The sequence below is a fragment of the Rhodanobacter sp. C06 genome, assembly GCF_002001105.1.
Lineage (GTDB): Bacteria > Pseudomonadota > Gammaproteobacteria > Xanthomonadales > Rhodanobacteraceae > Rhodanobacter_A.
The window spans coordinates 13,342-38,613 of the sequence record NZ_MUNP01000046.1; the positions used below are offsets into that span (position 1 = coordinate 13,342).

At 68.0% G+C, this 25,272-nt stretch carries 25 protein-coding genes; 15 read left to right on the forward strand and 10 right to left on the reverse strand.

Going from position 1 to position 25,272, the window contains the following annotated elements:
• Positions 1–49 precede the first annotated feature (49 nt).
• Positions 50–2,431, reverse strand: a complete 2,382-nt coding sequence (metG, locus tag B0E52_RS09065; RefSeq protein ID WP_343124496.1) for a methionine--tRNA ligase — start codon at positions 2,429–2,431, stop codon at positions 50–52.
• Here metG and galA point away from each other — a divergent pair.
• The 4 genes from galA (at position 2,417) to B0E52_RS09085 (ending at position 7,623) form a co-directional block, all read left to right on the forward strand.
• Positions 2,417–4,843: a beta-galactosidase GalA gene (galA, locus tag B0E52_RS09070; protein ID WP_217316675.1), complete on the forward strand. Its 2,427-nt coding sequence runs from the start codon at positions 2,417–2,419 to the stop codon at positions 4,841–4,843. The two genes, metG and galA, sit on opposite strands and share 15 nt — an antisense overlap.
• Positions 4,844–5,027: 184 nt before the next feature.
• A complete protein-coding gene (locus B0E52_RS09075; RefSeq protein WP_077483515.1) occupies positions 5,028–6,185 on the forward strand; it encodes an MFS transporter in 1,158 nt (385 codons plus the stop codon).
• Positions 6,182–6,814: an HAD family phosphatase gene (locus tag B0E52_RS09080; RefSeq protein ID WP_077483516.1), complete on the forward strand. Its 633-nt coding sequence runs from the start codon at positions 6,182–6,184 to the stop codon at positions 6,812–6,814. Before B0E52_RS09075 ends, B0E52_RS09080 begins: the two co-directional genes overlap by 4 nt.
• Complete coding sequence (locus B0E52_RS09085) at positions 6,811–7,623, forward strand: DeoR/GlpR family DNA-binding transcription regulator (protein WP_077483517.1); 813 nt, start codon at positions 6,811–6,813, stop codon at positions 7,621–7,623. The genes B0E52_RS09080 and B0E52_RS09085 overlap by 4 nt, the downstream gene beginning before the upstream one ends.
• Before the next feature lie 63 nt (positions 7,624–7,686).
• Here the strand turns inward: B0E52_RS09085 and B0E52_RS09090 are convergent, their stop codons facing one another.
• The gene (locus B0E52_RS09090) at positions 7,687–8,154 is read right to left on the reverse strand and encodes a DUF2147 domain-containing protein (RefSeq protein WP_077483518.1); all 468 of its coding nucleotides are present in this window, start codon (positions 8,152–8,154) and stop codon (positions 7,687–7,689) included.
• A gap of 151 nt (positions 8,155–8,305) precedes the next feature.
• On the opposite strand from B0E52_RS09090, the gene apbC reads away from it, so the two are divergent.
• The 4 genes from apbC (at position 8,306) to B0E52_RS09110 (ending at position 11,202) form a co-directional block, all read left to right on the forward strand.
• Entirely contained in the window at positions 8,306–9,400 is a 1,095-nt protein-coding gene (gene apbC, locus B0E52_RS09095) for an iron-sulfur cluster carrier protein ApbC (RefSeq protein ID WP_077483519.1), read from the forward strand.
• Positions 9,397–9,933, forward strand: a complete 537-nt coding sequence (locus tag B0E52_RS09100) for an NADPH-dependent FMN reductase (RefSeq protein WP_077483520.1) — start codon at positions 9,397–9,399, stop codon at positions 9,931–9,933. Before apbC ends, B0E52_RS09100 begins: the two co-directional genes overlap by 4 nt.
• A 94-nt stretch (positions 9,934–10,027) precedes the next feature.
• Positions 10,028–10,597: a dCTP deaminase gene (gene dcd / locus B0E52_RS09105; protein ID WP_077483648.1), complete on the forward strand. Its 570-nt coding sequence runs from the start codon at positions 10,028–10,030 to the stop codon at positions 10,595–10,597.
• 95 nt (positions 10,598–10,692) lie between these two features.
• Positions 10,693–11,202 carry a hypothetical protein gene (locus tag B0E52_RS09110; protein WP_077483521.1) on the forward strand — a complete coding sequence of 170 codons (510 nt, stop codon included), beginning with the start codon at positions 10,693–10,695 and terminating at the stop codon, positions 11,200–11,202.
• Positions 11,203–11,337: 135 nt separating this feature from the next.
• Here the strand turns inward: B0E52_RS09110 and B0E52_RS09115 are convergent, their stop codons facing one another.
• Both B0E52_RS09115 and B0E52_RS09120 read right to left on the reverse strand, forming a co-directional pair.
• Positions 11,338–11,763 (reverse strand): HIT family protein, encoded by a 426-nt coding sequence (locus B0E52_RS09115; protein WP_077483522.1) that lies wholly within the window; start codon positions 11,761–11,763, stop codon positions 11,338–11,340.
• Positions 11,760–12,437 carry a dienelactone hydrolase family protein gene (locus tag B0E52_RS09120; protein WP_077483649.1) on the reverse strand — a complete coding sequence of 226 codons (678 nt, stop codon included), beginning with the start codon at positions 12,435–12,437 and terminating at the stop codon, positions 11,760–11,762. The genes B0E52_RS09115 and B0E52_RS09120 overlap by 4 nt, the downstream gene beginning before the upstream one ends.
• Before the next feature lie 196 nt (positions 12,438–12,633).
• Here B0E52_RS09120 and rimO point away from each other — a divergent pair, with 196 nt between their 5' ends.
• The 5 genes from rimO (at position 12,634) to B0E52_RS09145 (ending at position 17,178) form a co-directional block, all read left to right on the forward strand.
• A complete protein-coding gene (gene rimO / locus B0E52_RS09125) occupies positions 12,634–14,001 on the forward strand; it encodes a 30S ribosomal protein S12 methylthiotransferase RimO (RefSeq protein ID WP_077483523.1) in 1,368 nt (455 codons plus the stop codon).
• Between the two features lie 94 nt (positions 14,002–14,095).
• Positions 14,096–14,926 carry a DUF3025 domain-containing protein gene (locus B0E52_RS09130; protein ID WP_077483650.1) on the forward strand — a complete coding sequence of 277 codons (831 nt, stop codon included), beginning with the start codon at positions 14,096–14,098 and terminating at the stop codon, positions 14,924–14,926.
• A 56-nt stretch (positions 14,927–14,982) separates the two neighbouring features.
• The gene (locus B0E52_RS09135) at positions 14,983–15,366 is read left to right on the forward strand and encodes a DUF202 domain-containing protein (protein ID WP_077483524.1); all 384 of its coding nucleotides are present in this window, start codon (positions 14,983–14,985) and stop codon (positions 15,364–15,366) included.
• Between the two features lie 105 nt (positions 15,367–15,471).
• Complete coding sequence (locus B0E52_RS09140; protein WP_077483525.1) at positions 15,472–15,981, forward strand: RDD family protein; 510 nt, start codon at positions 15,472–15,474, stop codon at positions 15,979–15,981.
• A 168-nt stretch (positions 15,982–16,149) separates the two neighbouring features.
• Complete coding sequence (locus B0E52_RS09145; protein WP_174575551.1) at positions 16,150–17,178, forward strand: ADP-ribosylglycohydrolase family protein; 1,029 nt, start codon at positions 16,150–16,152, stop codon at positions 17,176–17,178.
• A 7-nt stretch (positions 17,179–17,185) separates the two neighbouring features.
• Here the strand turns inward: B0E52_RS09145 and greB are convergent, their stop codons facing one another.
• The 4 genes from greB to B0E52_RS09165 are packed head-to-tail and all read right to left on the reverse strand — an operon-like array spanning position 17,186 to position 21,081.
• Complete coding sequence (gene greB / locus B0E52_RS09150; protein ID WP_077483526.1) at positions 17,186–17,689, reverse strand: transcription elongation factor GreB; 504 nt, start codon at positions 17,687–17,689, stop codon at positions 17,186–17,188.
• A complete protein-coding gene (locus tag B0E52_RS09155; protein ID WP_254426754.1) occupies positions 17,686–18,303 on the reverse strand; it encodes a DUF998 domain-containing protein in 618 nt (205 codons plus the stop codon). The genes greB and B0E52_RS09155 overlap by 4 nt, the downstream gene beginning before the upstream one ends.
• Positions 18,300–19,547 carry a hypothetical protein gene (locus tag B0E52_RS09160; protein ID WP_077483527.1) on the reverse strand — a complete coding sequence of 416 codons (1,248 nt, stop codon included), beginning with the start codon at positions 19,545–19,547 and terminating at the stop codon, positions 18,300–18,302. The genes B0E52_RS09155 and B0E52_RS09160 overlap by 4 nt, the downstream gene beginning before the upstream one ends.
• Before the next feature lie 31 nt (positions 19,548–19,578).
• The gene (locus B0E52_RS09165; RefSeq protein ID WP_077483528.1) at positions 19,579–21,081 is read right to left on the reverse strand and encodes a helicase HerA-like domain-containing protein; all 1,503 of its coding nucleotides are present in this window, start codon (positions 21,079–21,081) and stop codon (positions 19,579–19,581) included.
• Between the two features lie 117 nt (positions 21,082–21,198).
• Between B0E52_RS09165 and B0E52_RS09170 the strand changes: the two genes are divergently transcribed.
• On the forward strand, positions 21,199–22,668 hold the full coding sequence (locus B0E52_RS09170; protein WP_077483529.1) for a transglycosylase SLT domain-containing protein: 1,470 nt from the start codon (positions 21,199–21,201) through the stop codon (positions 22,666–22,668).
• A gap of 23 nt (positions 22,669–22,691) precedes the next feature.
• On the opposite strand, the gene B0E52_RS09175 is transcribed toward B0E52_RS09170, so the two are convergent.
• Positions 22,692–23,129 carry a hypothetical protein gene (locus tag B0E52_RS09175; protein WP_077483530.1) on the reverse strand — a complete coding sequence of 146 codons (438 nt, stop codon included), beginning with the start codon at positions 23,127–23,129 and terminating at the stop codon, positions 22,692–22,694.
• A 103-nt stretch (positions 23,130–23,232) separates the two neighbouring features.
• Entirely contained in the window at positions 23,233–24,081 is an 849-nt protein-coding gene (gene asd / locus B0E52_RS09180; protein WP_077483531.1) for an archaetidylserine decarboxylase, read from the reverse strand.
• A 268-nt stretch (positions 24,082–24,349) separates the two neighbouring features.
• Here asd and prmB point away from each other — a divergent pair, with 268 nt between their 5' ends.
• Positions 24,350–25,270, forward strand: a complete 921-nt coding sequence (prmB, locus tag B0E52_RS09185; protein WP_077483532.1) for a 50S ribosomal protein L3 N(5)-glutamine methyltransferase — start codon at positions 24,350–24,352, stop codon at positions 25,268–25,270.
• Positions 25,271–25,272: the final 2 nt, after the last annotated feature.

Genomic DNA, 25,272 nt, shown 5'->3' on the forward strand with positions numbered 1-25,272 from the left:
ACGATTGCCAAGAAGCATCGCGGCTGAAGCCGCTCCTACGAGGTGCGTTTCAGCGCACCGTGGCGCCCGGCTGGGCGCCCTGGTCGGCGTCCAGCAGGAACAGGTCCGCGCCGCCGTCGCCGGCGGAGAGGATCATGCCTTCGGACAGGCCGAAGCGCATCTTGCGCGGCGCGAGGTTGGCGATGAACACCACGTTGCGGCCGAGCAGCTTTCCCGGCTCGCCGTAGGCGGCGCGGATGCCGGAGAAGATCTGTCGCTTGCCCAGCGCGCCGGCGTCCAGTTCGAAGCGCAGCAGCTTGTCCGAGCCGTCCACGAACTCGCAGGCGACGACCTTGCCGATGCGCAGGTCGAGCTTGGCGAAATCGTCGATGGCGATGGTGGCCGGTACTTCGGTGGCGGCGGGAGCGGCGGGCTTGGCGGTGTCGTTCACGGGCTTCTTCTTTGCGGTTTCAGGGGCGGGGGCGGGAGCTCCCAGCGATTCCTTCGAGGCGTCGACCATCGCCTCGATGCGCTTGGGGTCGAGGCGCGCGAGCAAGGGTTCGAAGGCATTGATGCTGTGGCCGTGCAGCGCATCGCACGCGTCGGCAAAGCCGGCGACGGGAGCAGCGAGGAATTGTTCGGCAGCGGCGACGGTGGCTGGGAGGATAGGTTTCAGCAGGCCTGCGAGGAGGCGGAACGCGGCCAGCGCGAGTGAGCAAACTTGATGTAGTTCGTGTCGACGCGATTCGTCTTTGGCAAGTATCCAAGGAGCTTTGTCAGCGATGTAGCCGTTCACTAGGTCAGCCATCAGCACAAATTTGCGTGTGACCTCGGCGAACTCGCCATCTTCATAGAGTTCGGATATATCGTCGTAGTGCGACTGGAGTACGCGCCAGAGTTCGGACTCTTGCTCGTCAAATCGTTCAACAAGCCGTCCATCGAAGAACTTGTGCACGAAGCCCGCGGTGCGGCTGGCGATGTTCACCCACTTGCCGACCAGGTGCGAGTTGACGCGCTCCTCGAATGCCTTGAGGTCGAGGTCCACGTCCACCGGCGTGTCGTTGAGCAGGCTGGCGAAGTAGTAGCGCAGGTACTCGGGGTTGAGCCCGGCGTCGAGGTAGGTGCGCGCCTGGATGAAGGTGCCGCGCGACTTGGACATCTTCGCGCCGTTCACCGTCAGGTAGCCGTTGACGTGCAACGCGGTGGGCACGCGCATCTGCGCGCCGTGCAGCATCGCCGGCCAGAACAGGCCGTGGAAGTTGATGATGTCCTTGCCGATGAAGTGGTGCATCTCCGCGCTGCTGCCGGCGGCTAGGAAGTCGTCGAACTTCAGCCCGGTGCGCTCGCACAGCGCCTTGAAACTGGCGAGGTAGCCGACCGGCGCGTCCAGCCACACGTAGAAGAACTTGCCCGGCGCGTCGGGGATGGGGAAGCCGAAGTAGGGCGCGTCGCGGGAGATGTCCCAGTCCTTCAGTCCGCCGTCCAGCCATTCGCGCAGCTTGGCGGCCACGCCGCTGTTCGCCACCGGCTTGCCGTCGGTGTATTTGCCGGCGAACCAGTCGCGCAGCAGACCCTCGAACTTGGAGAGTTCGAAGAAGTAGTGCTCCGAATCCTTCAGCACTGGCGTGGCGCCAGAGACCACCGAATACGGGTTGATCAGGTCGGTGGGCGCGTAGGTGGCGCCGCAGTTCTCGCAGTTGTCGCCGTATTGGTCGGGCGTGCCGCACTTCGGGCACACGCCCTTGATGTAGCGGTCCGGCAGGAACATCTGCTTTTCGGGGTCGTACAGCTGCTGGATGCTGCGCTTGGCGATGTAGGTCTCATTTTCCGCACTGCCAGGCTGGGCGCCGTCGCGCAGGCGTGTGTAGATCAGCGCGGACAGCTCGCGGTTCTCGTCCGAATGCGTGGAGTGGTAGTGGTCGAATTCCACGCCGAAGGCGATGAAGTCGGCCGCGTGGCTGACGCGGATGCCGGCGATGAACGCCTCCGGCGTCATGCCGGCCTTTTCAGCGGCCAGCATGATTGGCGTGCCATGCGCATCGTCGGCGCAAACGTAGGCCACTTGGTTGCCCATCATGCGCTGCGCCCGCACCCAGATGTCGGCCTGGATATAACCCAGCAGATGGCCCATGTGCAGCGGACCGTTGGCGTAAGGCAGGGCGTTGGTGACGAGCAGGCGGCGACTCATGGTGGACTGGCACTCCGTGGGACTGCGCATTATGGCATCCACGGACCGCCACGCGTGTGCTCGCTGCAACCTTGGAAACCGGCTGTGCAGCGTGTAGTTTTCGCGGAACCACATGCTGCTCGGAACCTGCCCATGGTCGACACCACGCGCCGCACCTTCCTCCTGTCGGGCATCGGATTGGCGGGTTCCTGCCTGTTGCCGCGTGCCTTGTGGGCTACGGGCATCGGCAGCGGAGCCGACGGAAGGCCGATGCTTCCCACGCATGGTGGCGAGTCGCCCGTGGCGCCGCGCGAGCAATGGTTGCTCGACTTCGACTGGCGCTTCGCGTTCGGCAATGGCTGCGATCCGGCCAAGGATTTCGGCTACGGATTCGGCCAGGGCGATTTTTCCAAGACCGGCGACTTCAAGATCGCCACGTCCGAATTCAACGACGCCGGCTGGCGTGCGCTGGACCTGCCGCACGACTGGGCCGTGGAATTGGCGCCCGTGCACGACGACAGCGGCGACGACGACACCCGCCTGACCTCGCACGGCTACAAGCCGCTCGGGCGCCGCTATCCGGCGACCAGCGTGGGCTGGTACCGGCGCACGTTCGAGCTTCCCGCCAGCGACCGCGGCCGTCGCATCTGGATCGAGTTCGACGGCGCGATGCGCGACGTCGTGCTGTTCGTCAACGGCTGCTTCATCGGCCGGCACGACGATGGCTACACGCCGTTCCGCTTCGACCTCACCGACTTCCTCAACTACGGAGGCAAGAACGTCATCGCTCTCCGCGTCGATGCCAGCTTCGGCGACGGCTGGTTCTACGAAGGCGCCGGCATCTACCGCCATGTCTGGCTGACCAAGCTGGACCACGTGCATCTCGGGCGCTGGGAAAGCGTGGTGCGGTCGACCGTCGAGGGCAATGCGGCAAAGCTCGACCTGGCCTCCGTCGTCCAGAACGAAAGCGAGCACGCCGTGCATGCCGCGCTGGAATGGCTCATCACCGACGCCTCCGGTCGCGTGGTCGCGCAGGCGACGACACCTGCACAGGCAATTGCGCCCGGTGCATCGGCAGACTGCAAGGCGACCGCACGCATCGATGCACCTTCGCTCTGGTCGCCCGACGAACCGCATCTCTACACCGCGCTGGTCAAGGTGGTCGTCGATGGCGCCACGCGCGATGCCGAGCAGTTCCCGTTCGGCATCCGCACGGCGTCGTTCGATCCCGACCGCGGCTTCTTCCTCAACGGCAAGCCGCTGAAGATCCAGGGCACCTGCAACCACCAGGACCACGCAGGCGTGGGCGCGGCCCTGCCGGATCGGCTGCAGGCGTTCCGCGTGGGTGTGCTGCAGGGCATGGGCTGCAACGCGGTGCGCACCTCGCACAACATGCCGACGCCCGAATGGGTCGAAGCCTGCGACCGCATGGGCATGCTGATGATGTGCGAGACGCGGCACATGAGCTCCAGCGCGAGCGGCATGCAGCAGCTCGACGTCATGGTGAAGCGCTACCGCAACTCGCCTTCGATCATCCTCTGGTCGATCGGCAACGAGGAATGGCGGCTGCAAAAGGGTGCACTGGAGCAGCAGGGCGAGCGCATCGGCGCGGCGATGGTCGCACGCTGCCACGAACTCGACCCCACCCGCGTCGTGTCGGCGGCGGTCAATGGCGACAACGAGCAGGGCGTGTCGGACGCGCTGGACGTCCTCGGCTTCAACTACAACCTGAAGTACCCGGACAAGTTCCACAAGGAACACCCTGGGCGCGCGGTGTACGGATCGGAAACCTCCAGCGCCATCGCCACGCGTGGTGAATACGTCACCGACCCGAAGAAGAACACGGTCAACAGCTACGACGGCGTGGTGCCCTGGGGCGAGACGCCGGAGCAATGGTGGAGCTTCTACGCCACGCGCGACTGGCTGGCCGGCGGCTTCGCGTGGACGGGCTTCGACTACCGCGGCGAGCCGACGCCGTATGGCTGGCCTTCGGTGAGTTCGCAGTTCGGCATCGTCGACTTGTGCGGTTTCCCCAAGGACTACTACTACTACTACAAGGCCTGGTGGACGAAGGCGCCCAGCCTGCATGTGTTCCCGCACTGGAACTGGGCGGGCAAGGAGGGCCAGGAGGTTCCGGTGTGGGTCTACACCAACCTGGACGAGGTCGAGCTGCTGCTCAACGGCAAGAGCCTGGGCATCCGGAAAGTGCCGCGCTACGGCCACGCGCAGTGGAAGGTCGTCTACGCCCCCGGCGTGCTCGAGGCGCGCGGCCGCAGGAACGGCGAAGTCGTACTGACCGAGCGTCGCGAAACCACCGGCATCGCGCGCAAGCTGCGGTTGACGGCCGATCGTTCCGAGATCGCCGCCGACGGCCAGGACGTCGCCGTGCTCACGGTCGACGTGCTCGACGACCACGGTCGCCCGGTGCCCACGGCGGACCACAAGCTCGCTTTCCGCGTTTCCGGCGCGGGCCGGCTGATCGGCGTGGGCAATGGCGATCCCAACTGCCACGAAAGCGACAAGGCACCCCGGCGCTCGCTGTTCAACGGACTGGCGCAGGTCATCGTCCAGGCCACCGACAGCGTCGGCACGATCCACGTCGAGGCGGTAGAAGAGGGTGCGGCGGGTCGGCCGCTGGCCCCAGCTTCGTTGGCCATCACGACGCGGAAAGGCGCGCCACGGCTGGTTGTCGCATAGCTCCGCTCGCCCTGCGCCCCGGAATCCCTGGACAGCCTTCCCGCGGCGACGCACTGTCGCGGGAGAACCGGTCCTGCCGGTTTCCGTATTCCGACGGCGCATGGGCATGCACTCATTTGCACGTTTATGCATGTTTGTATACGATGTCGCCTGTTATATCGAGCGTGCGTGATTGCCTGTGGACATGTTTTCCCAACCCGTGCCGGCCGCGCGCGACCGGCTTGCCGCCGCCACGCGTTCCACGCGGCTGATCTTCCTGGTGTCGGGCATCGGCATGGCGGCGTGGGCGCCGATGGTCCCTTACGCCAAGGCGCGGCTGGTGCTGGACGACGCGCAGCTGGGACTGCTGCTGCTGGCGTTCGGCGGCGGTTCCATGGCCTCGATGCCGTTCGTGGGCTGGTTGAGCCATCGCTTCGGCAACCGCCGGGTGATCGTGGCGTCGGGATGGCTGCTGTGCCTGGCGTTGCCCGTGCTGGCGCTGGCGCCGAACGTCGCCGTGCTGGCCGCGGCACTGCTGTACTTCGGCGTGATGCTGGGTGCGGTGGACGTGGCCATGAACGCGCACGCGGTCGAAGTGGAGCGGCGCGACGGCCGCGTGCTGATGTCGGGTTTCCACGGCTTGTTCAGCCTGGGTGGCCTCGGCGGTGCGGCGGGCATGAGCGCCTTGCTCGCGCTCGGCCTGCCGTTGCCGCTGGCCGCGCTGGCGGTATCCGCCTTGCTGGCCGCCCTCGTGCTGTACCTGCGTGGCGGCCTGCTGCCGAACGTGGACGGCGCTGCGGCCGGGCACGCGCCGTTCCGCATGCCGCACGGCGTGGTGCTGCTGCTCGGCCTGCTGTGCTTCGTGAGCTTCATGGCCGAAGGCTCGATGCTGGACTGGAGTGCGGTGTTCCTGCGCGATTTCCGCGGTTTTGCGCCGAGCACGGCAGGGATCGGCTACGCCTGTTTCTCGGTCGCCATGGCGCTCGGCCGGCTCACCGGCGATCGGCTGATCCAGCGGATCGGGCCGGTGTGGGCCGTGCGCGTGGGCGCCGGCCTCGCCGCGACGGGCTTCGCGCTGGCGGCCAGCGTACCGTGGTCGGGGGCGTCGCTGGCCGGGTTCGTGCTGATCGGCTTGGGCGCCTCCAACATCGTGCCGGTGATGTTCAGCACGGCCGGGCGCTTGCCGGGTGCTTCGCCGGCGATCGCCATCGCGGCGGTCACCATGCTCGGCTATGCGGGCCTGCTCAGCGGACCGGCGCTGATCGGTTTCATCTCCAGGCTGGCCGGCTTGCCGCTGGCGCTGGCCGTGGTGGCGGGGTTGCTGCTGCTGGTGGCCGCCTCCGCAAGGATCGTGCGGCGATGAACGGGAAACGCGACATGATCGATACCGTGGTGTTCGACCTGGGCGGCGTGCTGATCGACTGGAACCCGCGCTACCTCTATCGCCGGTTGTTCGACGACGAGGCGACGATGGAGCGCTTCCTCGCCGAGGTCTGTACCGGCGCGTGGAACGAGCAGCAGGACGCGGGCCGTTCCTGGCACGAGGCGGTGGCCAGCCTCACGGCGCAGTTTCCCGAGCACGCCCGCCTGATCGCGGCGTATCGCGACGGCTGGCGGGAGATGCTGGGCGGCGTGATCCAGGGCAGCGTGGACCTGCTCGCCGAGCTGAAGGCGCGCGGCGTGCGCCTGTACGCGCTGACCAACTGGTCGCACGAGACTTTCCCGCGCGCGAAGGAGATCGAGATGTTCGGTTTCCTGCACTGGTTCGAGGGCATCGTCGTTTCCGGCGAGGAGCGGCTGATCAAGCCGGATTCGCGCATCTACCGGCGATTGTTCGAGCGTTATGCGATCGACCCCAGGCGCACGGCCTACATCGACGATGCGCGGCGCAACGTCGACGCGGCGGCGGCGCAGGGGATGCATGCGTGGTGGTTCCGCGGCCCCGAGGGCTTGCGCGAGTGGCTCGCCACGCACGGCCTGGTGTCGGCATGAACAAGCCACGCGCGGCGGCGCCGATCCCCCCCGGCGAGGCGATGCCGCAGGAGCGGCAACAGTGGATAGTGCAGCGGCTGCGCAGCCACGGTCGCGTGGTGGCGGCGGAACTGGCGGCGGAGTTCGAGGTGTCCGAGGATTCCATCCGCCGTGATCTCCGCGAACTGGCGGGGCAGGGGCTGTGCAAGCGCGTCTATGGCGGCGCCTTGCCGCTGCCGGTGGCGGTGTCGCCGCTGAAACAGCGGCGCGTCGAGCACACCGCCCGCAAGCAGGCGCTGGCACGCAAGGCGGCGACGCTGGTGCGCCAGGGGCAGGTCCTGCTGATCGATGCCGGCTCCACCAATGCCGCGATCGCCGCGGCCTTGCCCGAGCGATGCGGCTTGACCGTGGTTACCAACGCGCCGGATGTCGTGCTGGCGTTGCTGGATCGCGAGGGTTTCGAGATCCAGCTGATCGGCGGCCGCGTCGATCCGCGCATCGGCGGTGCGGTGGGCGCGCAGGCGGTGAAGGAGTTGCAGCGGATCCGCGCCGACCTGTGTTTCCCTGGCGCGTGCGCATTGGACCTGGAGGGCGGCCTGTGGGGCTTCGACAGCGAGGAATCGCTGTTCAAGCGCGCGATGGTGGAGGTCAGCGGCGAAACCGCCGTGGTGGTCACCAGCGACAAGCTGGGGACAGTCGCCACGCACCGGGTGGCCGGGCTGGCGGAAGTGCAGCACCTGGTGGTGGAACACGACGTGGACAAGGCCACGCGCAATGCCTATGCGGCGCGTGACGTGGCGGTGCACCGGGCCGACGTGGCTGTCGATTAGGGCAACGAAGAACGCGGGCCGGCGGCCCGCGTTCCGTCATCGCTCAAGCTTGGCCGCGGGCGCTTACTGCTGGCGTTCCCAGACCTGGCTGCGGCCCAGCAGGGCGAAGCCGATGTAGCCGTGCACGTCGAGCTTTTGCCCACCATCCTCCAGCGTGAGCTTGACCTTGTAGACCTTGCCGCTCTTGGGGTCGAGGATCTTGCCGCCGTCCCACACGTCGCCATCCTTGCTGACGCCCCACATGATGGTCATGCCTTCGATCGGCTGGTCCTTGCGCTCGCCATCGCACTTCGTGCATTTCGGATGCTCGCCGTCGCGGGCGATGGCCTCCGGGCTGCGGTTGAGCAGCTGCATCACCTTGCCTTCCAGCGTGCCGTTCGTCTCGCTGATCTGGACGATGGACTTCACCTTGCCGGTGACGTCGTCCACCTGTTTCCAGGTGCCGACCGGGGTGCTCGTGTCGGTGGCGGATACGGCGCCGGCGCCCAGCAGCAGGCCGAGGGCGAGGGCAAGACGAACAGCGTGCTTCATGGTGACACTCCCGTACGAAACAGTATGGTCGGAGCCTGCCGATGGCCGACGAGGCCGTCAAGCTGCATCGCGCCATGCTGATCCATATCAGCCGGGACGCTGCTTGCGGCTGGCATAATGCGCTGTCCCCATTGAAGCATTCCGACACGACATGACGCAGGCGAACGAAGCCCTGGTCCGCCGCCTTCTCGGCGAAACCATCGATCCCCATACCGGCGCGCCACTGGCCGAGGCCGTGCGCGCGGTGGGCGTGGACGGCACCAAGGTGTCGGTGGACCTGCAACTGGGATATCCCGCCGCCAGCGCCACCGAGGCGCTGGCCGCACAGGCGAGGCAGGCGCTGGAGGCCGATCCGGCGATCGCGGCGGCCGCGGTGTCGGTCACCAGCCGCATCCAGTCGCACAAGGTACAGGGCGCGCTGGGGCCGCTGCCGAACGTGAAGAACATCATCGTGGTGGCCTCGGGCAAGGGCGGCGTAGGCAAGTCCACGGTAGCGGCGAATCTCGCGCTGGCGCTGCTGGCCGAAGGCGCCAAGGTGGGCGTGCTCGATGCCGACATCTACGGTCCCAGCCAGCCGCGCATGCTCGGCATCAGCGGCAAGCCGGAATCGCCCGACGGCAAGAGCATCACGCCGATGCGGGCACACGGCCTGCAGGCGATGTCGATCGGATTCCTTGTCGACGAGGAGACGCCGATGATCTGGCGCGGCCCGATGGTGACGCAGGCGATGATGCAACTGCTCACCGACTCGCGCTGGGAGATGCTCGATTATCTGGTGATCGACCTGCCGCCCGGCACCGGCGACATCCAGCTCACGCTGGCGCAGAAGGTGCCGGTGGCCGGCGCGGTGATCGTCACCACGCCGCAGGACATCGCCCTGCTGGACGCGCGCAAGGCGCTCAAGATGTTCGAGAAGGTGGAGGTGCCGGTGCTCGGCGTGGTGGAGAACATGGCCACCCACGTCTGCTCGAACTGCGGCCACGAGGAACATATCTTCGGCGAAGGCGGCGGCGCGCGCATGGCCGAGCAGTACCACGTGCCCTACCTCGGCTCGCTGCCGCTGGACATCCGCATCCGCGAGCAGGCCGACGGCGGCACGCCCACCGTGGTGGCGATGCCGGAGTCCGACTTGGCCGCACGCTACCGCGAGATCGCCCGCAACACGGCGGGGCGGCTGTCGCGCCAGCCGCGCAACAAGTCGCTGGGGCTGGGGAAGATCGTGGTGCAGGGCGCGCCCGCGGCATGAGTGCGCCACGGCGCGTGCTGTGCCTCTGCGGCAGCCTGCGTCGGGTCTCGTCCAATCGCGCCGCGCTGGAGGCCGCCCGGCAACTCGCGCCCGCGTCGCTGGAACTGGCGCTGTACGACGGCCTCGCCGCGCTGCCGCTGTTCAACCCCGACGACGAACACGACCCGCTGCCGCCTTCCGCGCTGGCGTTGCGCGAAGCCGTGGGGCAGGCCGATGCGCTGCTGATCGCCTGTCCCGAATACGCCCACGGCGTGCCCGGCGCGTTCAAGAACCTGCTGGACTGGCTGGTCGGCAGCCTGGAATTTCCCGGCAAGCCGGTGCTGCTGCTGAACGCCTCGGCGCGCGGCTCCTACCACGCGCAGGACGCGCTGGCCGAGATCCTGCGCACCATGTCTGCCGAGGTGCTGACGACGCTACCCATGCCGGTGGCGCTGCCCGGTGCGGGCTGCACGGTGGAGCAGCTGCTCGCCAGCGCGGAGCGCTGTGCCGAGCTGCGTGCGGCGCTGGCTTGCCTGGCCGCCGAGCTGGCCTGAACCGGCCGCCGTGCTGGCGCGCAGGCGCCGCTACCATGTATTTTTGCCGTTTTCGCCCGGCCCGGCCGGGCGCCACGCCGACTGCGGAGCGCACGTGAGCATCAAGTCCGACAAGTGGATCCGCCGCATGGCCGCGAGCCACGGCATGATCGAGCCGTTCGAGCCGGGCCAGATGAAACTGGGCGCCGATGGCGGCCGCGCGGTGTCCTGGGGCACCTCCAGCTACGGCTACGACGTGCGCTGCGCGCGCGAATTCAAGGTGTTCACGAACATCAACTCCACCATCGTCGACCCGAAGGCGTTCGACCCGAACAGTTTCGTGGACGTGGTGTCGGACGTGTGCATCATCCCGCCGAACTCGTTCGCGCTGGCGCGCACGGTGGAGTACTTCCGCATCCCCCGCGACGTGCTGGTGGTGTGCCTGGGCAAGAGCACCTACGCGCGCTGCGGCATCATCGTCAACGTCACCCCGCTGGAGCCGGAGTGGGAGGGCCACGTGACGCTGGAGTTCTCCAACACTACGCCGCTGCCGGCGAAGATCTACGCCAACGAAGGCGTGGCGCAGATGCTGTTCTTCGAATCCGACGAGCCCTGCGAGACCAGCTACAAGGACCGCGGCGGCAAATACCAGGGCCAGCAGGGCGTGACCCTGCCGCGTACCTGAACCGGCGCTCGACAGCCATCCACCACCGCAGCCCGGCGCAAGGCGCCGCGCTAAACTCGCCAAGCCATCACGACCGCTTTACGCAGGAGAACCCGATGACCCGTTTTTCCACCCTGTTGACCCGCGCCGCCGCGGTGCTGGTGCTCGGCAGCGTCTTCCTGCTCGGCGGCTGCCACATGTTCGGCGGTGGCACCAAGGGTACGGTGAGCACGGCCCAGATGAAGGGCAAGTTCGACACCACCATCCAGGCCTACAAGGAAGGCCAGTTCGTGATCGACGGCGCGGTGTTGTCGGCAGTCGATGCCGGCAGCCACTTCGCCTACCTCAAGGACACCGGCAAGCTGCCCAAGACCGTACTGTTGCTGCCCAGCGACGATTCCAAGATCCGCAAGGTGCACCTGCAGTACCTGGCGCGCATGTCGATCGACTACGGCTTCACCGCGTACTACGACAACGGCGGCCAGCTCACCGAGATCAATGCGATCAACACCAAGGCGCGCCAGCTGGAAGACCACCACGCGCCGGTGAAGATCGACGACGGCCAGCAGTGCAAGACCGCCGCCGGTTGCGATTCCGTCGACCAAGCCGCGCAGCAGCAGCGGTAAGCCGTACCGCATGACCGGCAAAAGCCCGCGGAGCGATCCGCGGGCTTTTTTTTGAGTTTGTTTGTGCATTCGTCCGTGAACGCGAAGGTCAAACGGGCGGCCATCCATGGCCGCACTCTTCAAAAAAGCTTGCAATCACCCTCGATCGCGTTCGAGCTTTTGCCGCAACGCATCCAGCCGCGCGGCCAGCGCGTCGGTCGCGTACGGCACGGCGGCGCCGCTGCCCCAGACCGGGCCGGGCCACGCGGCGTCGCCCTCGGTGCGCGCCACCACGTGCAAGTGCAGCTGGCGCACGATATTGCCCAGTGCGCCGAAGTTGAGCTTGTCGCAAGGCGCGATGGCACGCAGAGCGGCGGCGGCCTGGTTCGCCTCGCGCCATAGCTGCGCCTGTTCTGATTCGGCGAGGTCGGCGATCTCCGTCACGCCGGCGCGGCGCGGCACCAGGATCAGCCACGGGTAGCGCGCGTCATCCATCAGCCGCAGCTCGCACAGCGGCAGCATGGCGACAAAGCGGGTGTCGGCGTGCAGCCGCGGGTCGAGCGCGAACGCGGCCTCGCTCATGCGCCGGCCAGTTGCCGGTCGAAGAATTCCAGCGTGCGCTGCCACGCCAGCATCGCGCTGGCCCCGTGGTAATGCTTGTCGCCCGGCACGTCGCGATTGAACGCGTGACCCGCGCCGGGGTAGCTGAACACCTCCATCTGCGGCAGCAGCTCGCGATGCTGCGCCACCGCCTCGGGCGGGATCGAGGGATCGTCCTCGCCGAAGTGGAACATCACCGGCGTCTTCGGCTTCTCGCCGAGGAACGGCACGTTGCGCGCGCCGTAGTAGCTCACCGCGGGCAGGCCCAGCCGCAGCGCGGAGAGCAGCGCGATGGTGCCACCCCAGCAGTAGCCCACCACGCCGACCTTGCCGGACGAGGCAATCGATTCGGCGGCGCTGGCCACGTCCTCCAGCGGGCGATCCAGCCCCAGCTCGCCCACCAGCGCCTTGCCGCGCGCCATGCCCACTTCGTCGTAATCCAGTTCCAGCCACGCTTCGAGGTGGTCGAAGAAGGCCGGCGCGATCGCGGTGTAGCCGGCGGCGGCAAAGCGGTCCGCCACGCTGCGGATGTGCGCGGTGACGCCGAAGATCTCCTGCACCACCACGATGCCGCCCTTCGGCTTGCCCGCGGGCTGGGCGAGGTAGCCGCCGATGCACTGGGTGCGCGAGGTGGGGATGTTGATGTGCTGGCCCATGGCGGGCATCTCCGTTGCGGCTGTGCGCGGATTCTAGCGGGCGCGGGTGCTGGCGGCGGGTGAAGGCGCGATGTCCCGGCTTTTCGCTCGCCATTCCGGCCTGCGCCGGAATGGCGAACTTGAGTTCCGGGCCTTGGCCCCGGCCGCATACCCGTATAATTCACCGTTTCCCTATTGCCCAACGGTTGCCGCCGTCATGTCGCAGGCCACGCAGAAGATCGGATTCGTCAGCCTCGGCTGCCCCAAGGCGCTGGTGGATTCCGAGCGCATCCTCACCCAGCTCAAGGTCGAGGGCTACCAGATCGTGCCCAGCTACGGCGAAGCCGATGCGGTGGTGGTGAATACCTGCGGCTTCATCGACGCGGCGGTGCAGGAGTCGCTGGATTCGATCGGCACCGCGCTCAACGAGAACGGCAAGGTGATCGTCACCGGCTGCCTCGGCAAACGCGCCGAACTGATCCGCGAGGCCTACCCCGGCGTGCTGTCGATCAGCGGCCCGCAGGACTACGCCAGCGTGATGCACGCAGTGCACGAGGCATTGCCGCCGGTGCGCAACAAGTTCCTCGACATCGGGCCCCTCGGGCATCTTGATGCCCGAGATGACAACTCGGTGGGCGTGAAGCTGACGCCCAAGCACTACGCGTACCTCAAGATCTCCGAAGGCTGCAATCACCGCTGCAGCTTCTGCATCATCCCCTCGATGCGCGGCAACCTGGTCTCGCGCCCGGTGGACGAGGTGCTGGTCGAGGCCGAGAAGCTGGTCAAGGGCGGCGTGAAGGAACTGCTGGTGATCTCGCAGGACACCAGCGCCTACGGCGTCGACCTGAAATACGCCGAACGCGAATGGCGCGGCAAGGCTTGGCGCACGCGCATGACCGAGCTGTGCGAAGGCCTGTCCGAGCTGGGCGCGTGGACGCGGCTGCACTATGTCTACCCGTACCCGCACGTGGACGAGGTGATGCCGCTGATGGCGTCGGGCAAGCTGCTGCCGTACCTCGACATCCCGTTCCAGCACGCCAGCCCGCGCATCCTGAAATTGATGAAGCGCCCCGGCAACATCGACAAGACGCTGGAGCGCATCCAGAACTGGCGCAAGCTGGTACCCGACCTCACCATCCGCAGCACCTTCATCGTCGGCTTCCCCGGCGAGACCGACGCCGAGTTCGAGGAACTGCTCGACTTCCTGCGCGAAGCCGAACTCGACCGCGTGGGCGCGTTCGCCTACTCGCCGGTGGACGGCGCCAAGGCCAACGAATTGCCCGGCGCCGTCTCCGAGGAGCTGAAGGAAGACCGCCTCGAACAGTTCATGGCTGTGCAGGCGGAAATCTCGGCCGCCAAGCTGCAGCGCAAGATCGGTCGCACGCTCAAGGTGCTGGTGGACGAGGCGAACGCCGAGGGTGCCGTGGCGCGCTCCGCCGCCGACGCGCCGGAGATCGACGGCACGGTGCTGATCGCCGACGGGCAGGGCCTCAAGCCCGGCCAGTTCGTCGACGTGGTGGTGGAAGGCGCCAGCGAGCACGACTTGCATGCGCGCCTGGAGCATTCCACGCTGAAGATGATATGAGAGTGCGGCCATGGATGGCCGCTTCTGACGTCGGTGTGAAACGTGGAGCGCTTGCCATGATGATCCGTGGATCGCCGCGCGCATGGACGTGCGCATGAAGTACATCGCGCCGCCCCGTGACGCGGTCGATCCGCAGGTGTTTTCGCGGATGCCGCTCGCGGCGTGGCGCGATCATGCCGGCCTGATCGAAGGCCGCGACTGGCCGAGCATTGAAGCACTCAACGCGCACCTGCCTGCCGCCGCGCGCGAATGCTTCGTGGCGCAAACCCGCGAGTTGCTGGCCGACGGCCTGCACTACGAACGGCGCATCGCCGAGCGCGGCGAGATCGCCACCCGCGAGCGCAATTGGCACGACCTGTTCAACGCCCTGGTGTGGCTGCGCCATCCCGCGCTCAAGCGTGCGCTGAACGCACGGCAGGCGGCCGAGGTCGCCCGCATGGGGCCGAAGACCCGTTCACGGGCGCAATGTGCGCTCACCCATTTCGACGAGGCCGGCGTGATCGTGGTGGCGAGCGATCCGGCGCTGATCGCGCCATGGGATGCACACGACTGGCACCGCCTGTTTTGGCGCGAGCGCACGGCATGGCAGGACGGTCGCGCCCAACTGGAGGTGTTCGGCCACGCCCTGCTGGAGCATGCGCTGACGCCCGGCAAGCTGCTGGTGGGCAAGGCGCTGGTATTCCATTCGACGCAAGCGATGGAAGTCGTGCTGGCGCACGCCGCCGCGGCGATCGCGCACGGTGAACTGCTGTGCGACCCACTGGAGCTGCGCCCGCTGCCGTTGTCGGGCCTGCCCGGCTGGCATCCGCACAGCGACGACGAGGCGTTTCATCGTCATGCGGCCTGTTACCAGCCACGGCGCACGGGACGCAGCTATCCACCGGCCGTGCGGCTTGGGCACCTCGGTCGCGCGGCGTTGGTGTAATACGGCACTTGGGCGAGAATGCCCGCTCGCGACCGTCGTCGCCGGAGGCCCCGCGCGTGATACCTCATTTCAGCGATCATGCCGCCAACGAGCGCACCTACCTTGCCTGGGTGCGCACCGCGATCGCCATCATGGCGTTCGGCTTCCTGCTCGAGCGCTTCGACCTGTTCCTGGCCTACGCGATCCATGCCGCGTCCAGGCCGGTGACGGGCCTGCACATGCGCGCCACCGAATGGGCCGGACTGATGCTGATCGTCTTCGGCGCGCTGATCATCCTGCTGTCCACCCTGCGCTTCCTGCGTTACCGCCGGAGCATCGCCGACGACCAGGTGATTCCGTATGGCGGCACGTTGAGCGAGAAGCTGTTGGCCGCAATCCTGGTGGTGATGGGCCTGTTCCTGGTGGTGTACGTGGGGCAGGAGCTGGTGGCATTCGCATGACGTCAGACCGCGTATCAGCCCGAATCGGTTGACTCGGAGCCGCCTGATCCAGATGCATCAGGCGGGAATAGATCGGACCATCCTTAGACCACAAGGTTGCTCGACATGGCTACGCTCAAGCAAGTGTTTGCAGCGAAGCGCTTCAAAGCGCACAGCGCTCCTCGGCAGCTGTCGCTCCAAGGTTGTCGCCTCGCGTCCTTTCAGCGTCGTGCGATCGCCTTTGCGGTAGACCTCGTCATCTTCAACCTCGCCGCGGCCGCGGGAACTGTTCTTTGGCGCATCGCGGCCTCTCATCCGGGGGCTGTCCTGGGCGCAAAGGTAAGGGTTGTCGGCCTGGATACGTGGTGGGCGCTGGCAATTGTCGTGGCGTACTTCGGCGTCCTGACCTACTTTGGCCGTGGCCAGACTCCGGGCAAGCGCCTCCTGGGAATTCGTGTCGTGTCGCTCGTACACGACCGCATCAGTCTCTGGCAAAGCATCGAACGGGCGCTTGGCTATGCGGCGTCAGCCCTTGAGCTGGGCTTCGGTTTCCTGCAGTACTTCATCCATCCGAACGCGCAGACTGTTCACGACCGGATAGCCGAGACCATCGTGGTTTTGGAGCGCGGCGCCTGACGCCAGCGGCAGCTTTCGGGTACGTGCGGGAGAGTGTCAGGCAACACGGGCTGGTGCCGTCGACTGCGGTTGCCGTCGCGAGCCTGACGGGCTGCGAACGACGAGGTGACGATGATGCCGAAGCTTGCTCAACCGGTTTCGAGAAAGAGCCGTATCGTGGGCGCACTCATGGGCGCTTTCATCGGTGATGCGCTGGCCCTGGGCCCGCACTGGTATTACGACCTGGGTGCACTCAAGCGCGACTACGGTGACTGGGTCAGCGATTACACGGCGCCGAGGCCGGGGCGCTACCACGAGGGTTTGCCGGCAGGGGCGTCGTCGCAGGCGGGTTTCGTCCTGGCGCTGACGACGCGCTCGCTGGTGGAGCGCGGTGGTTACGACGAGGCGGATTTCTGTGCGCGGATGGATCGCGACCTGTTCGCGGTGATCGACGGCACGCCGATGGCGGGGCCGGGCGGCTACACCAGCCAGTCGGTCCGCGAGGCGTGGCGCAAGCGCCGCGCCGGCCTGCCGTGGGGACAGGTGGCGGGGCTGGCGGACAACACCGAGGCAGCGGAGCGGGTGCTGGCCATCGCCTTGCGCTACGCGGGCGAGCCGGCGCAGCTGGCGCGGCACGTCAGCGGCAACGTGGCGCTGACCCAACGCGATCCCACGGTGGGCGCGATGACGCTGGCGTTTGCCGCGGTGCTGGGGCAGCTGGCCAACGGCGTGCCGCTGGACGGTGACTTGTCCGGTCGGCTGATGGGCATGGTGAAGTCCGGCGCCCTGCCGTTCCATACCGTGACCAGTGGCGCGCTGGACGTGCCGCAAGGTTCAGAGGCGCCCTTGCACGCGGGACAGTTCGCCTCGCCCGATGCCTTGCTCACGGTGTCGTCCATCGCACGGGCAGCGCACGATCCCGGCGTCGCGATCGAGCCCGCGTCGAGGGTGGGCCTGGTCTACGGCCTGCCGTGCGCGGTGTACCACCAGTTTCCGGCGGCCTATTACCTCGCGGCGCGTTTCCGGGGTGACGTGGAGCTCGGCGTGCTCAACGCGGTGAACGCGGGTGGCCAGAACCAGGCGCGCGCCATGCTCACCGGAGCGCTGTGCGGCGCTATCGGTGGGTTGGAGGCGATTCCCCCGCGTTTCATCGCGGGGCTGGAGAAAGGCGCGGAATACCTGGCGCTGGCGAAGGCATTGGCGGAACAGGTCGGGTAACGGCGGCTCACGCCGCGTAGCGCACGTCCACGATCAGGAACCGCGTGCGCCCGCCGGGCAGCTCCGCCTCGAACTCGTCGTCGAGGCGCTTCTTCAGCACCGCGCGGGCCAGCGGCGAATCGATGCTGATCCAGCCCAGCTTCGCGTCGGTCTCGTCGGGGCCGACGATGTGGTAGCGGACTTCCTCGCCGCTGGCGAGGTTTTCCAGCGTGATGGTGGCGCCGAAGAACACCGCCTCGCGGTCGGCTGGCGCGCCTTCGGCCACCTTGAGCGAGGGGATGCGTTTGCTGAGGTAGCGTACGCGGCGATCGATCTCGCCGAGCTGCTTCTTGCGGTAGGTGTATTCCGCGTTCTCGGAACGATCGCCTTCGGCGGCTGCTGCGGCCAGCGCCTTCACTACTTCGGGGCGCAAGGTGTGCCACAGGTGATCCAGCTCCGCCTTGAGTTTCTCGAAGCCGGCGCGAGTGATGATCGCGGTGGAGCGGGGAGCAGGTGGGCGCCAGCGGCTCATGGGCCGGCCTCGTCGCGGCCGGGGCCGCGCAGCAGCCGCCACGCGGCGGCGAGCAGCCAGGCCAGAATCAGCAGGATCAACAGCTTCTGGCTGAGCCCGCGCGGCAGCGCGCGCCAGAACGCCTGCACCCACAGCAGCACGAAGCACATCGCGGCCCAGGCGAAGGCGGGACGGAACCAGCCTCGCCAGTGGGCGTCGCCGCGCAGTCGCCAGCTTTGCAGCAGCATCGCGGTGGCGGTGCACAGGAACGCGGCCTGCGCCGCCACGCCGTGCACATAGCCGTGCAGCGTGGGTGGCCGGTTCCAGGTGTCGGTGTGGGCGAGCGCGGTGACGGCCAGTGCGATGCCGCCCGCCACGAACAGCAGCAGCGGTGCCGCGCTGCGCGTCGCGGGTGACAGCGTTCGATACGCGCCCACGCCGAGCAGTATGAGGGCGAGCGCCATCGCGTAGTAGCCCGTGCGCACCATGCCACCCCACGGGCCGATCAGGTAGTAGCTGTTCGGCACCCGCGTCCAGTCGAGCTCGGGGCGCAGGCCTTGCGCGGCGATGCCGGTGGCGAGGAAGACGAGCATGCCGGCGAGGGCGATCGCGGCGGCGATCCGGGGCGTGTTCATGCGGTGCCCGCCAGTTGCCGCTGCAGGGCGGCGATGTCGTCGCGCTGCGGGTGGTCGGGCCAGGCGGCGGCGAGCTTCTGCAGCAGGACGATCGCTTCGGCACGCCGCTCGGGTTGCGTGGCCAGCAGGCGTGCGACCAGCAGGCCGTAATGCGGCGCCTGCCGGTCGCGCGGCCAGTGCGCGAGGTAGCCGCGGCCGAGATGGATGGCGAGGCGCGTCATGCCCAGCCGCGCGGCGAGGTCGGCCAGTTCGCCGCAGGTGCGCGGATCGTCGGGGACGAAGGCGGGATCGATGCCGCAGCACTCCTGCAGCACGCCCAGCGCGCGGCGCGCCTCGTTCTGCGCGATCAGCGCGGCGATCCAGATCTGGCCGTGCACCAGCAGGTCGTCGCGCAGTCCCTGATGGCGCAGCAGCTCGCGGTAGAGCTGGTGTACCGGCGCCGGCGCGTTGTGCTGGCGCAGGCGCTCGGCCAGCTGGTGCAGCGCGGCGAGCGGATCGTTCGCGGCGCGCGCGCGCGCCTCGTCGACGAGGCGGCTGTCCTCGTCCTGACCCGAGGCTTGGGCCAGTCGCGGCGCCTCGGGCACCAGGCCGAGGCGCTCGTGATGCAGGTGGACCAGCGCGCCCATCAGGTGGAAGGCCAGCACGATCAGGTACGTGCAGGCGAAGGCGAACAGCGGCAGCGCGAGGAAGCGCGGCAGCAGGTGCGAGCCTAGCGAGGCCAGCACGATCAGCAGGCCGAGCAGCAGGTTGATCGCCACCGGCACCAGATAGACCGGGCCGAAGGTGTTGACCACACGCACCCAGTTCAACGGGTTGAGCGCCAGCGCCAGGTTGCCGTCGAAGGCCAGCGACATGTCCACCGCCGGCAGCGCCAGCGCGGCCACCACCAGCACCGGCCACAGCGCGCGCGGAAAGAACACCACCGCCAGCACGCACAGCGCCACCAGCAGCAGGTGGATTGCGGTGAGCCCCCAGCCACTGGCGCCGTTGCCCTCGCTGCCCACATCCGGCGGGTCGGCGTAGCCGTGGGCGGTATGCAGCAGGCAGTCGGCGGCGTAGCGCCAGGTGGCGGCCCACACCAGCAGGCTCGCCAGCGCGCCGACGACGGGCAGGAAGCCCGCGTAGTGCGCCAGCGTCAGCGCGGTGCAGGTGGCCAGCCCGGCGCCGCGCAGCGGATAGCCGAAGCCGGACTGCAGGCGTTCGCCAAACGGCGTGTCGGCAGGAACCACTTCTATACGTGGCATCGGCGTGTCCTCGGAGACATTGGACAGGCGCTCAGCGTTTGCCGCCGAAGATGCCGCCCAGCACGCCGCGCAGGATCTGCCGGCCCAACTGGTTGCCCATGGTGCGCACCACCTGCTTGCCCATGGTCTCGATCATGCCTTGGCGGCGCTTGGTGCCGAACAGCGCGTCGTGCACGGCGCCGCCCCAGGCCGAGTCGCCGTTGTCGTCTTTCGCTGGCGTTCCGGCGGCGACGGCGTTCGCATCGGCGGCCTTGTCGTCCGCGCGTTTGGCGAGGATCTCGGCGGCGGATTCGCGGTTGACGGCGGTGTCGTATTTGCCGCCCACCGGCGAGCGCTGGCGCACGGTGGCGCGTTCGGCGTCGGCGATCGCGCCGATGCGGCAGCATGGCGAGGTCACCAGCACCTGCTCCACCGGCGAAGGCACGCCGCCGTCGCGCAGGGTGGAGGCCAGCACCTCGCCCACGCCCAGCTGGCCGATCGCCGCGGTGACGTCGAGTGGCGGATTCGGCACGAAGGTCTGCGCCGCCGCCTTCACCGCCTTCTGGTCGCGCGGGGTGAACGCGCGCAGCGCGTGCTGCACGCGGTTGCCTAGCTGGCCCAGGATGTTCGCGGGCACGTCGTCGGGGTTCTGCGAGCAGAAGTACACGCCCACGCCCTTGGAGCGGATCAGCCGCACCACCTGCTCCACGCGCTGCAGCAGCGCGGGCGGCGCATCGTCGAACAGCAGGTGCGCCTCGTCGAAGAAAAACACCAGTTTCGGCTGGTCGAGATCGCCCACCTCGGGCAACTGCTCGAACAGCTCCGACAGCAGCCACAGCAGGAAGGTGGAGTAGAGCCGGGGTTTCAGGATCAGCTGGTCGGCGGCGAGTATGTTGATGACACCGCGGCCGCTCATGTCCTGGCGCATCAGGTCGGCCAGTTCCAGCGCGGGCTCGCCGAAGAAAGCGTTGGCGCCATCCTGCGCCAGCTGCAGCAGGGCGCGCTGCACGGCGGCGAGGCTGGTCTTGCTGATCAGGCCGTAGTGGGCGGAGATGTCCTTGCTGTTCTCGGCGGCGAAGGCGAGCAGGGCGCGCAGGTCGTCCAGGTCCAGCAGCAGCCAGCCGTTGTCGTCGGCCAGCTTGAACACGATCTCCAGCACGCCTTGCTGGGTGTCGTTCAACTCCAGCACCCGGCCGAGCAGGGCGGGCCCCATCTCGCTCACCGTGGCGCGCACCGGGTGACCGAGCTTGCCGTAGAGATCCCAGAAGATCACCGGGTTGGCCTGCGGCTTCCAGTCGGCGAGCTGCAGCTTGGCAAACCGCGCCTTGAGCTTGTCGCCCGGCTCGCCCGCGGCCATCGCCAGGCCGGCAAGATCCCCCTTGGCGTCGGCGAGGAAGCAGGGCACGCCCAGCTTCGAATAGCCTTCGGCCAGCACCATCAGCGACACGGATTTGCCGGTGCCGGTGGCGCCGGCGATCATGCCGTGGCGGTTGCCGTAGCGCGGTTCGAGCACGACGCTGGCGTGGTCATTGCGGCCGATCAGGATGTCGGTCATGGGAGTCCCTTCGTCGGATTCGGGTGTGATTGTAGCCAGAGCGTTCGTCGCGCCGGTTCATTGAGTCTGCCGACAGCGCGGGCTATGGTGTCCGCTTTTCGTCGGATGGTTTTGCTCATGCGGTCTGCTCGTGTCGTTCGATCCCTGCGCCTGGCGCCGCTGGCGGCGGTCTTCGGCTTGCTGGCCGCCTGCGCGGGCACGGGCGGCAGCAAACCGCCAGCGACGGTGGCTGCGCTGTACACCCGGCTCGACCAGGCCACCCAGGGTTACCAGACCGCGCTGCAGCAGGTCCGCGCCGGCAACGACGCGGCGGGACAGCAGACGTTGGGACAGGCGCTGGACACGTTGAAGAGCGCCTCGGTGCAGTGCGGCAGCACCGCCGGTTGCGACCCGCAACGCTTCTTTTCCGCCTACGACCGCATGTTGCGCCTCAAGGACGGCAGCTTCATCGGCGACGAGACTCCCGACGACGAACCGCAGACCGGCATGGCGCTGGACCAGCGCAGCGCCGCGGCCCTGCCCGAGGCGCAGCGCAGCGTGACCCTGCTGCACGGCCAGAAGCTCTCCGAGCTGATCGCGATGAACGGCGCGGTGAAGGCCGCGCTGCAGATGTGGCTGACCCAGTGGCGGCCGAACCTGATCGATGCCTGGATCAACTACCAGTACCTGCGCAGCGAGATGTGGCCGCAGTACAAGCAGGCCGACCTGCCCGAGGCGCTGTTGTTCGGCATCATGGCCAAGGAATCCGGCGGCAAGGTGCATGCGGTGTCGCGCTCCGGCGCGGCCGGCCCGCTGCAGTTCATGTACGCCACCGGCATGCGTTTCGGCCTCACCAATTACAACGGCTTCGACCTGCGCTTCGATCCGGCCGCGTCGGCGCGCGCGAACGCCGAGTACATGAACGAGCAGCTCAAGGTGTTCAACGACAACCTGGAGCTGACGCTGGCGGCCTACAACGGCGGCGAGGGACGCATGAAGCGGCTGGTGGGGCCGGACACCTCGGTGAGTTTCTACGACCCGCGCATCTACGACCAGCTATCGCAGGAGACCCGCGATTACGTTCCTTCGGTGCTGGCGGCGGCATGGTTGTTCCTGCACCCGGACAGCTACAACCTGCGTTTCCCGAAGATCGACGGCGTGCCCGGCAGCATCACGCTGAAGCGGCCGGCCTCGCTGAGCGAGCTCACCGTCTGCCTTGGTTCGGCCGGCGGCATGGAGGAAGGCTGGTTCCGCACCTTGCGCAACCTCAATCCGCGGCTGGACCCGCAGCAGGAGCAGCCCGCGGGCGCGATGCTGCAGGTGCCGAAGCTGCTGGAGCATTCCTATGCCGCGCGCTGCGTGGACGGGCCGTGGCCGATCCTGGCCGCCGACCTGCACAATGCCGCCGCGCCGGTGGTGGCCGAGCCGCCGCCGCCACCGCCGAGCCCTGCGAAGATCCGGCGCTACAAGGTGCGCCACGGCGACACCCTGGTCGGCATCGTGCGCAAGCTGCGCTGCTCCAGCGTGCAGGAGATCGCCGAGATGAACCACCTGCGCCACCACCACATCTCGGTGGGGCAGGAGTTGAAGGTGCCGGAGTGCCGCTGAAGCCGTCGCCCGGAGGCTGACGATCAGGCGGTGGCGCTGGCGCGCATCCAGTCCTTGACCGGGTCGGCCGGGCGATGCAGGCGCTTCAACTCGCCCAGCAGCTGCAGCACCTGGCGGTGCTGGGGCAGCAGGCGATCCTGCGGCGAGTGCTTGGTCTCGTGGTAGGCCACCGCCAGCCACAGTGCGATGCCGCGCAGCGCCACCTCGGGATTGTCCGAGCGCGCCCGCTCGTAGCCGGCCCCGGTGCCTTGGCCCCAGGGCAGGTAGCGCGCCTCCGGCGGCGTGCCGTACAGGTGCGGGAATTCGCTGCGCGAGGCCTGGCCGATCTCGCGCAGGGTCAGCAGGCTCAGCTGGGCCCGGGTGCGCTGGGGCAGGGCGCGCACGCTGCGCTCGATCTCGCGCAACTGGCGGGTGAGCTGGTGTGCACGGAGGAAGGCGATGGCCGGGCTGAGCAGCTGCATGGAATCCTCGTCCCCTGACACCGCGACAGGTGCGGCAATGGCGGGAGGATAGTGGGCGGCCAATGCACGAGGCGCCCAATGCGTCACAAAATGACGTCTCGCGTCAGTTTGTGCGCGCGAGTTGCCCCAATCGCTGGCCCACCTGCACCGCCTGCTGCGGTTCGAGCGCATCCAGTTTGGCCGTGCCTTCGGGCAACAGCACGATCACGGTGGAGCCCATGTTGAAGCGTGCCATCTCGGCGAAGCGCGCCAGCGTGACGTTCTGGCCGGCAAAGGACTTGCGCCGGATCGCGGGCGCGTAGGGCGGGATCACCAGCCCGTCCCACACCGTGGCCACCGAGGACACCAGGATCGCGCCCACCATCACCACTACGAACGGGCCGTGTTCGCCCTCGAAGTGGCAGACCAGCCGCTCATTGCGCGCGAACAGCCGCGGGATCGCCGCCACCGCGAACGGCGCCACGCTGAAGATGCGCCCCGGCACGTGCACGGTTTCCTTCAGCGTGCCGGCCAGCGGCATGTGCACGCGGTGGTAGTCGCGCGGCGACAGGTAGACGGTGACGAAGCGGCCGTTGCGGTAGGGCGCGGCGGCGGTCTCGTTGCCCAGCAGTTCGGCAGCGCTGTAGTCCTGCCCCTTGGCCTGGAAGATGCGCCCGTCCACGATCCGGCCAGCCTGGCTGATGCGGCCATCGGCGGGGGAGAGCAGGGCGGCCGGGTCGGCATCGGCTGTGCGTGCGCCGGGCTTCAGCTTGCGGGTGAAGAAGGCATTGAAGTGCTGGTACGCCAGCGGATCGGGCTGCGCGGCCTCGGCCATGTTCACGCCGTAGTTGCGCACGATGGTGCCGATCAGCCAGTTCTTCCACGGCACGAAAGTCCAGCGCGTGCCCCAGTAGACCAGGCGCGACAGGAGGCGATGCGGAAGGATGTATTGCAGCAGGATCTTGAAAGTCATCCGGCGAAGTATACGGGGCTGCCGGAGCGATTCACTCCAACTTCCCGCGCGCGCCGTTCGCCCTGAGCGTGGCGAAGCGGAGTCGAAGGGGCGCTTCCGCAACGAGCCCTTCGACTTCCTCGCTGCTCAAGGCGCGGCCTCCTTGGCGGCTCCCCGCGTCGGTCCTGCGGGCTTACGCCCAGAGCCTACCCCGGACTCGATCCGGGTGTGAACGGGGTCGGTTCCCGGGGCTTATAATCGCCGGCCAACTTGCCGCCATCGAATCGCCGTGACCGCCGAACTCGCCACCATCATCGACTTCATCCGCTACGGTGCCAGCCGCTTCTCGGCCGCCGGGCTGACCTTCGGCCACAGCCACGACAACCCGATCGACGAGGCTACCCACCTGGTGCTGGCCAGCCTGCACCTGCCGCCGGACATCCCGCCGGCCTATGGCGCGGGCCGGCTCACCACCGAGGAGCGCGCGAACGTGCTTGCCCTGATCGAGCGCCGCGTCAGCGAGCGCCTGCCGGTGGCCTACCTAGTGGGTGAAACCTGGTTCGCGGGCCTGAAGTTCAAGAGCGACCGCCGCGCCCTGGTGCCGCGCTCGCCGATCGCCGAGCTGATCGAGTCGGGCTTCGCGCCGTGGCTGGACGAGCGCCACGTGGAGCGCGCGCTCGACCTGTGCACGGGCTCGGGCTGCATCGGCATCGCGATGGCCGAGTACAACCCCGACTGGCAGGTCGACATCGTCGACATCAGCGACGAGGCGCTGTCGTTGGCGCGCGAGAACATCGTGTTCCAGCACGTCGAGTCGCGCGTCGAGGCGGTGAAGTCCGACCTCTTCGAGGGTGTGCGCGGGCGCAGGTACGACCTGATCGTCTCCAATCCGCCCTACGTCACCGAGGACGAGTACGCCGCGCTGCCCGGCGAGTACGTGCACGAGCCCAAGCTGGGCCTCACCTCGGGCGCGGACGGACTGGACATCTGCCTGCGTATCCTCGACGAGGCCGCCGGCCTGCTGACCGACGATGGCTTGCTGATCGTCGAAGTGGGCGAGAGCGAGCACGCGCTGGCGCTGCTGCTGCCTGAATTGCCGTTCGTTTGGATCGAGTTCAAGGTGGGGCAGATGGGCGTGTTTGCGCTGGAGCGGCGCGACCTGATCGAGCACAAGGCGGCGATCCATGCCGCCGCGGCCGCGCGGCGCTGAGA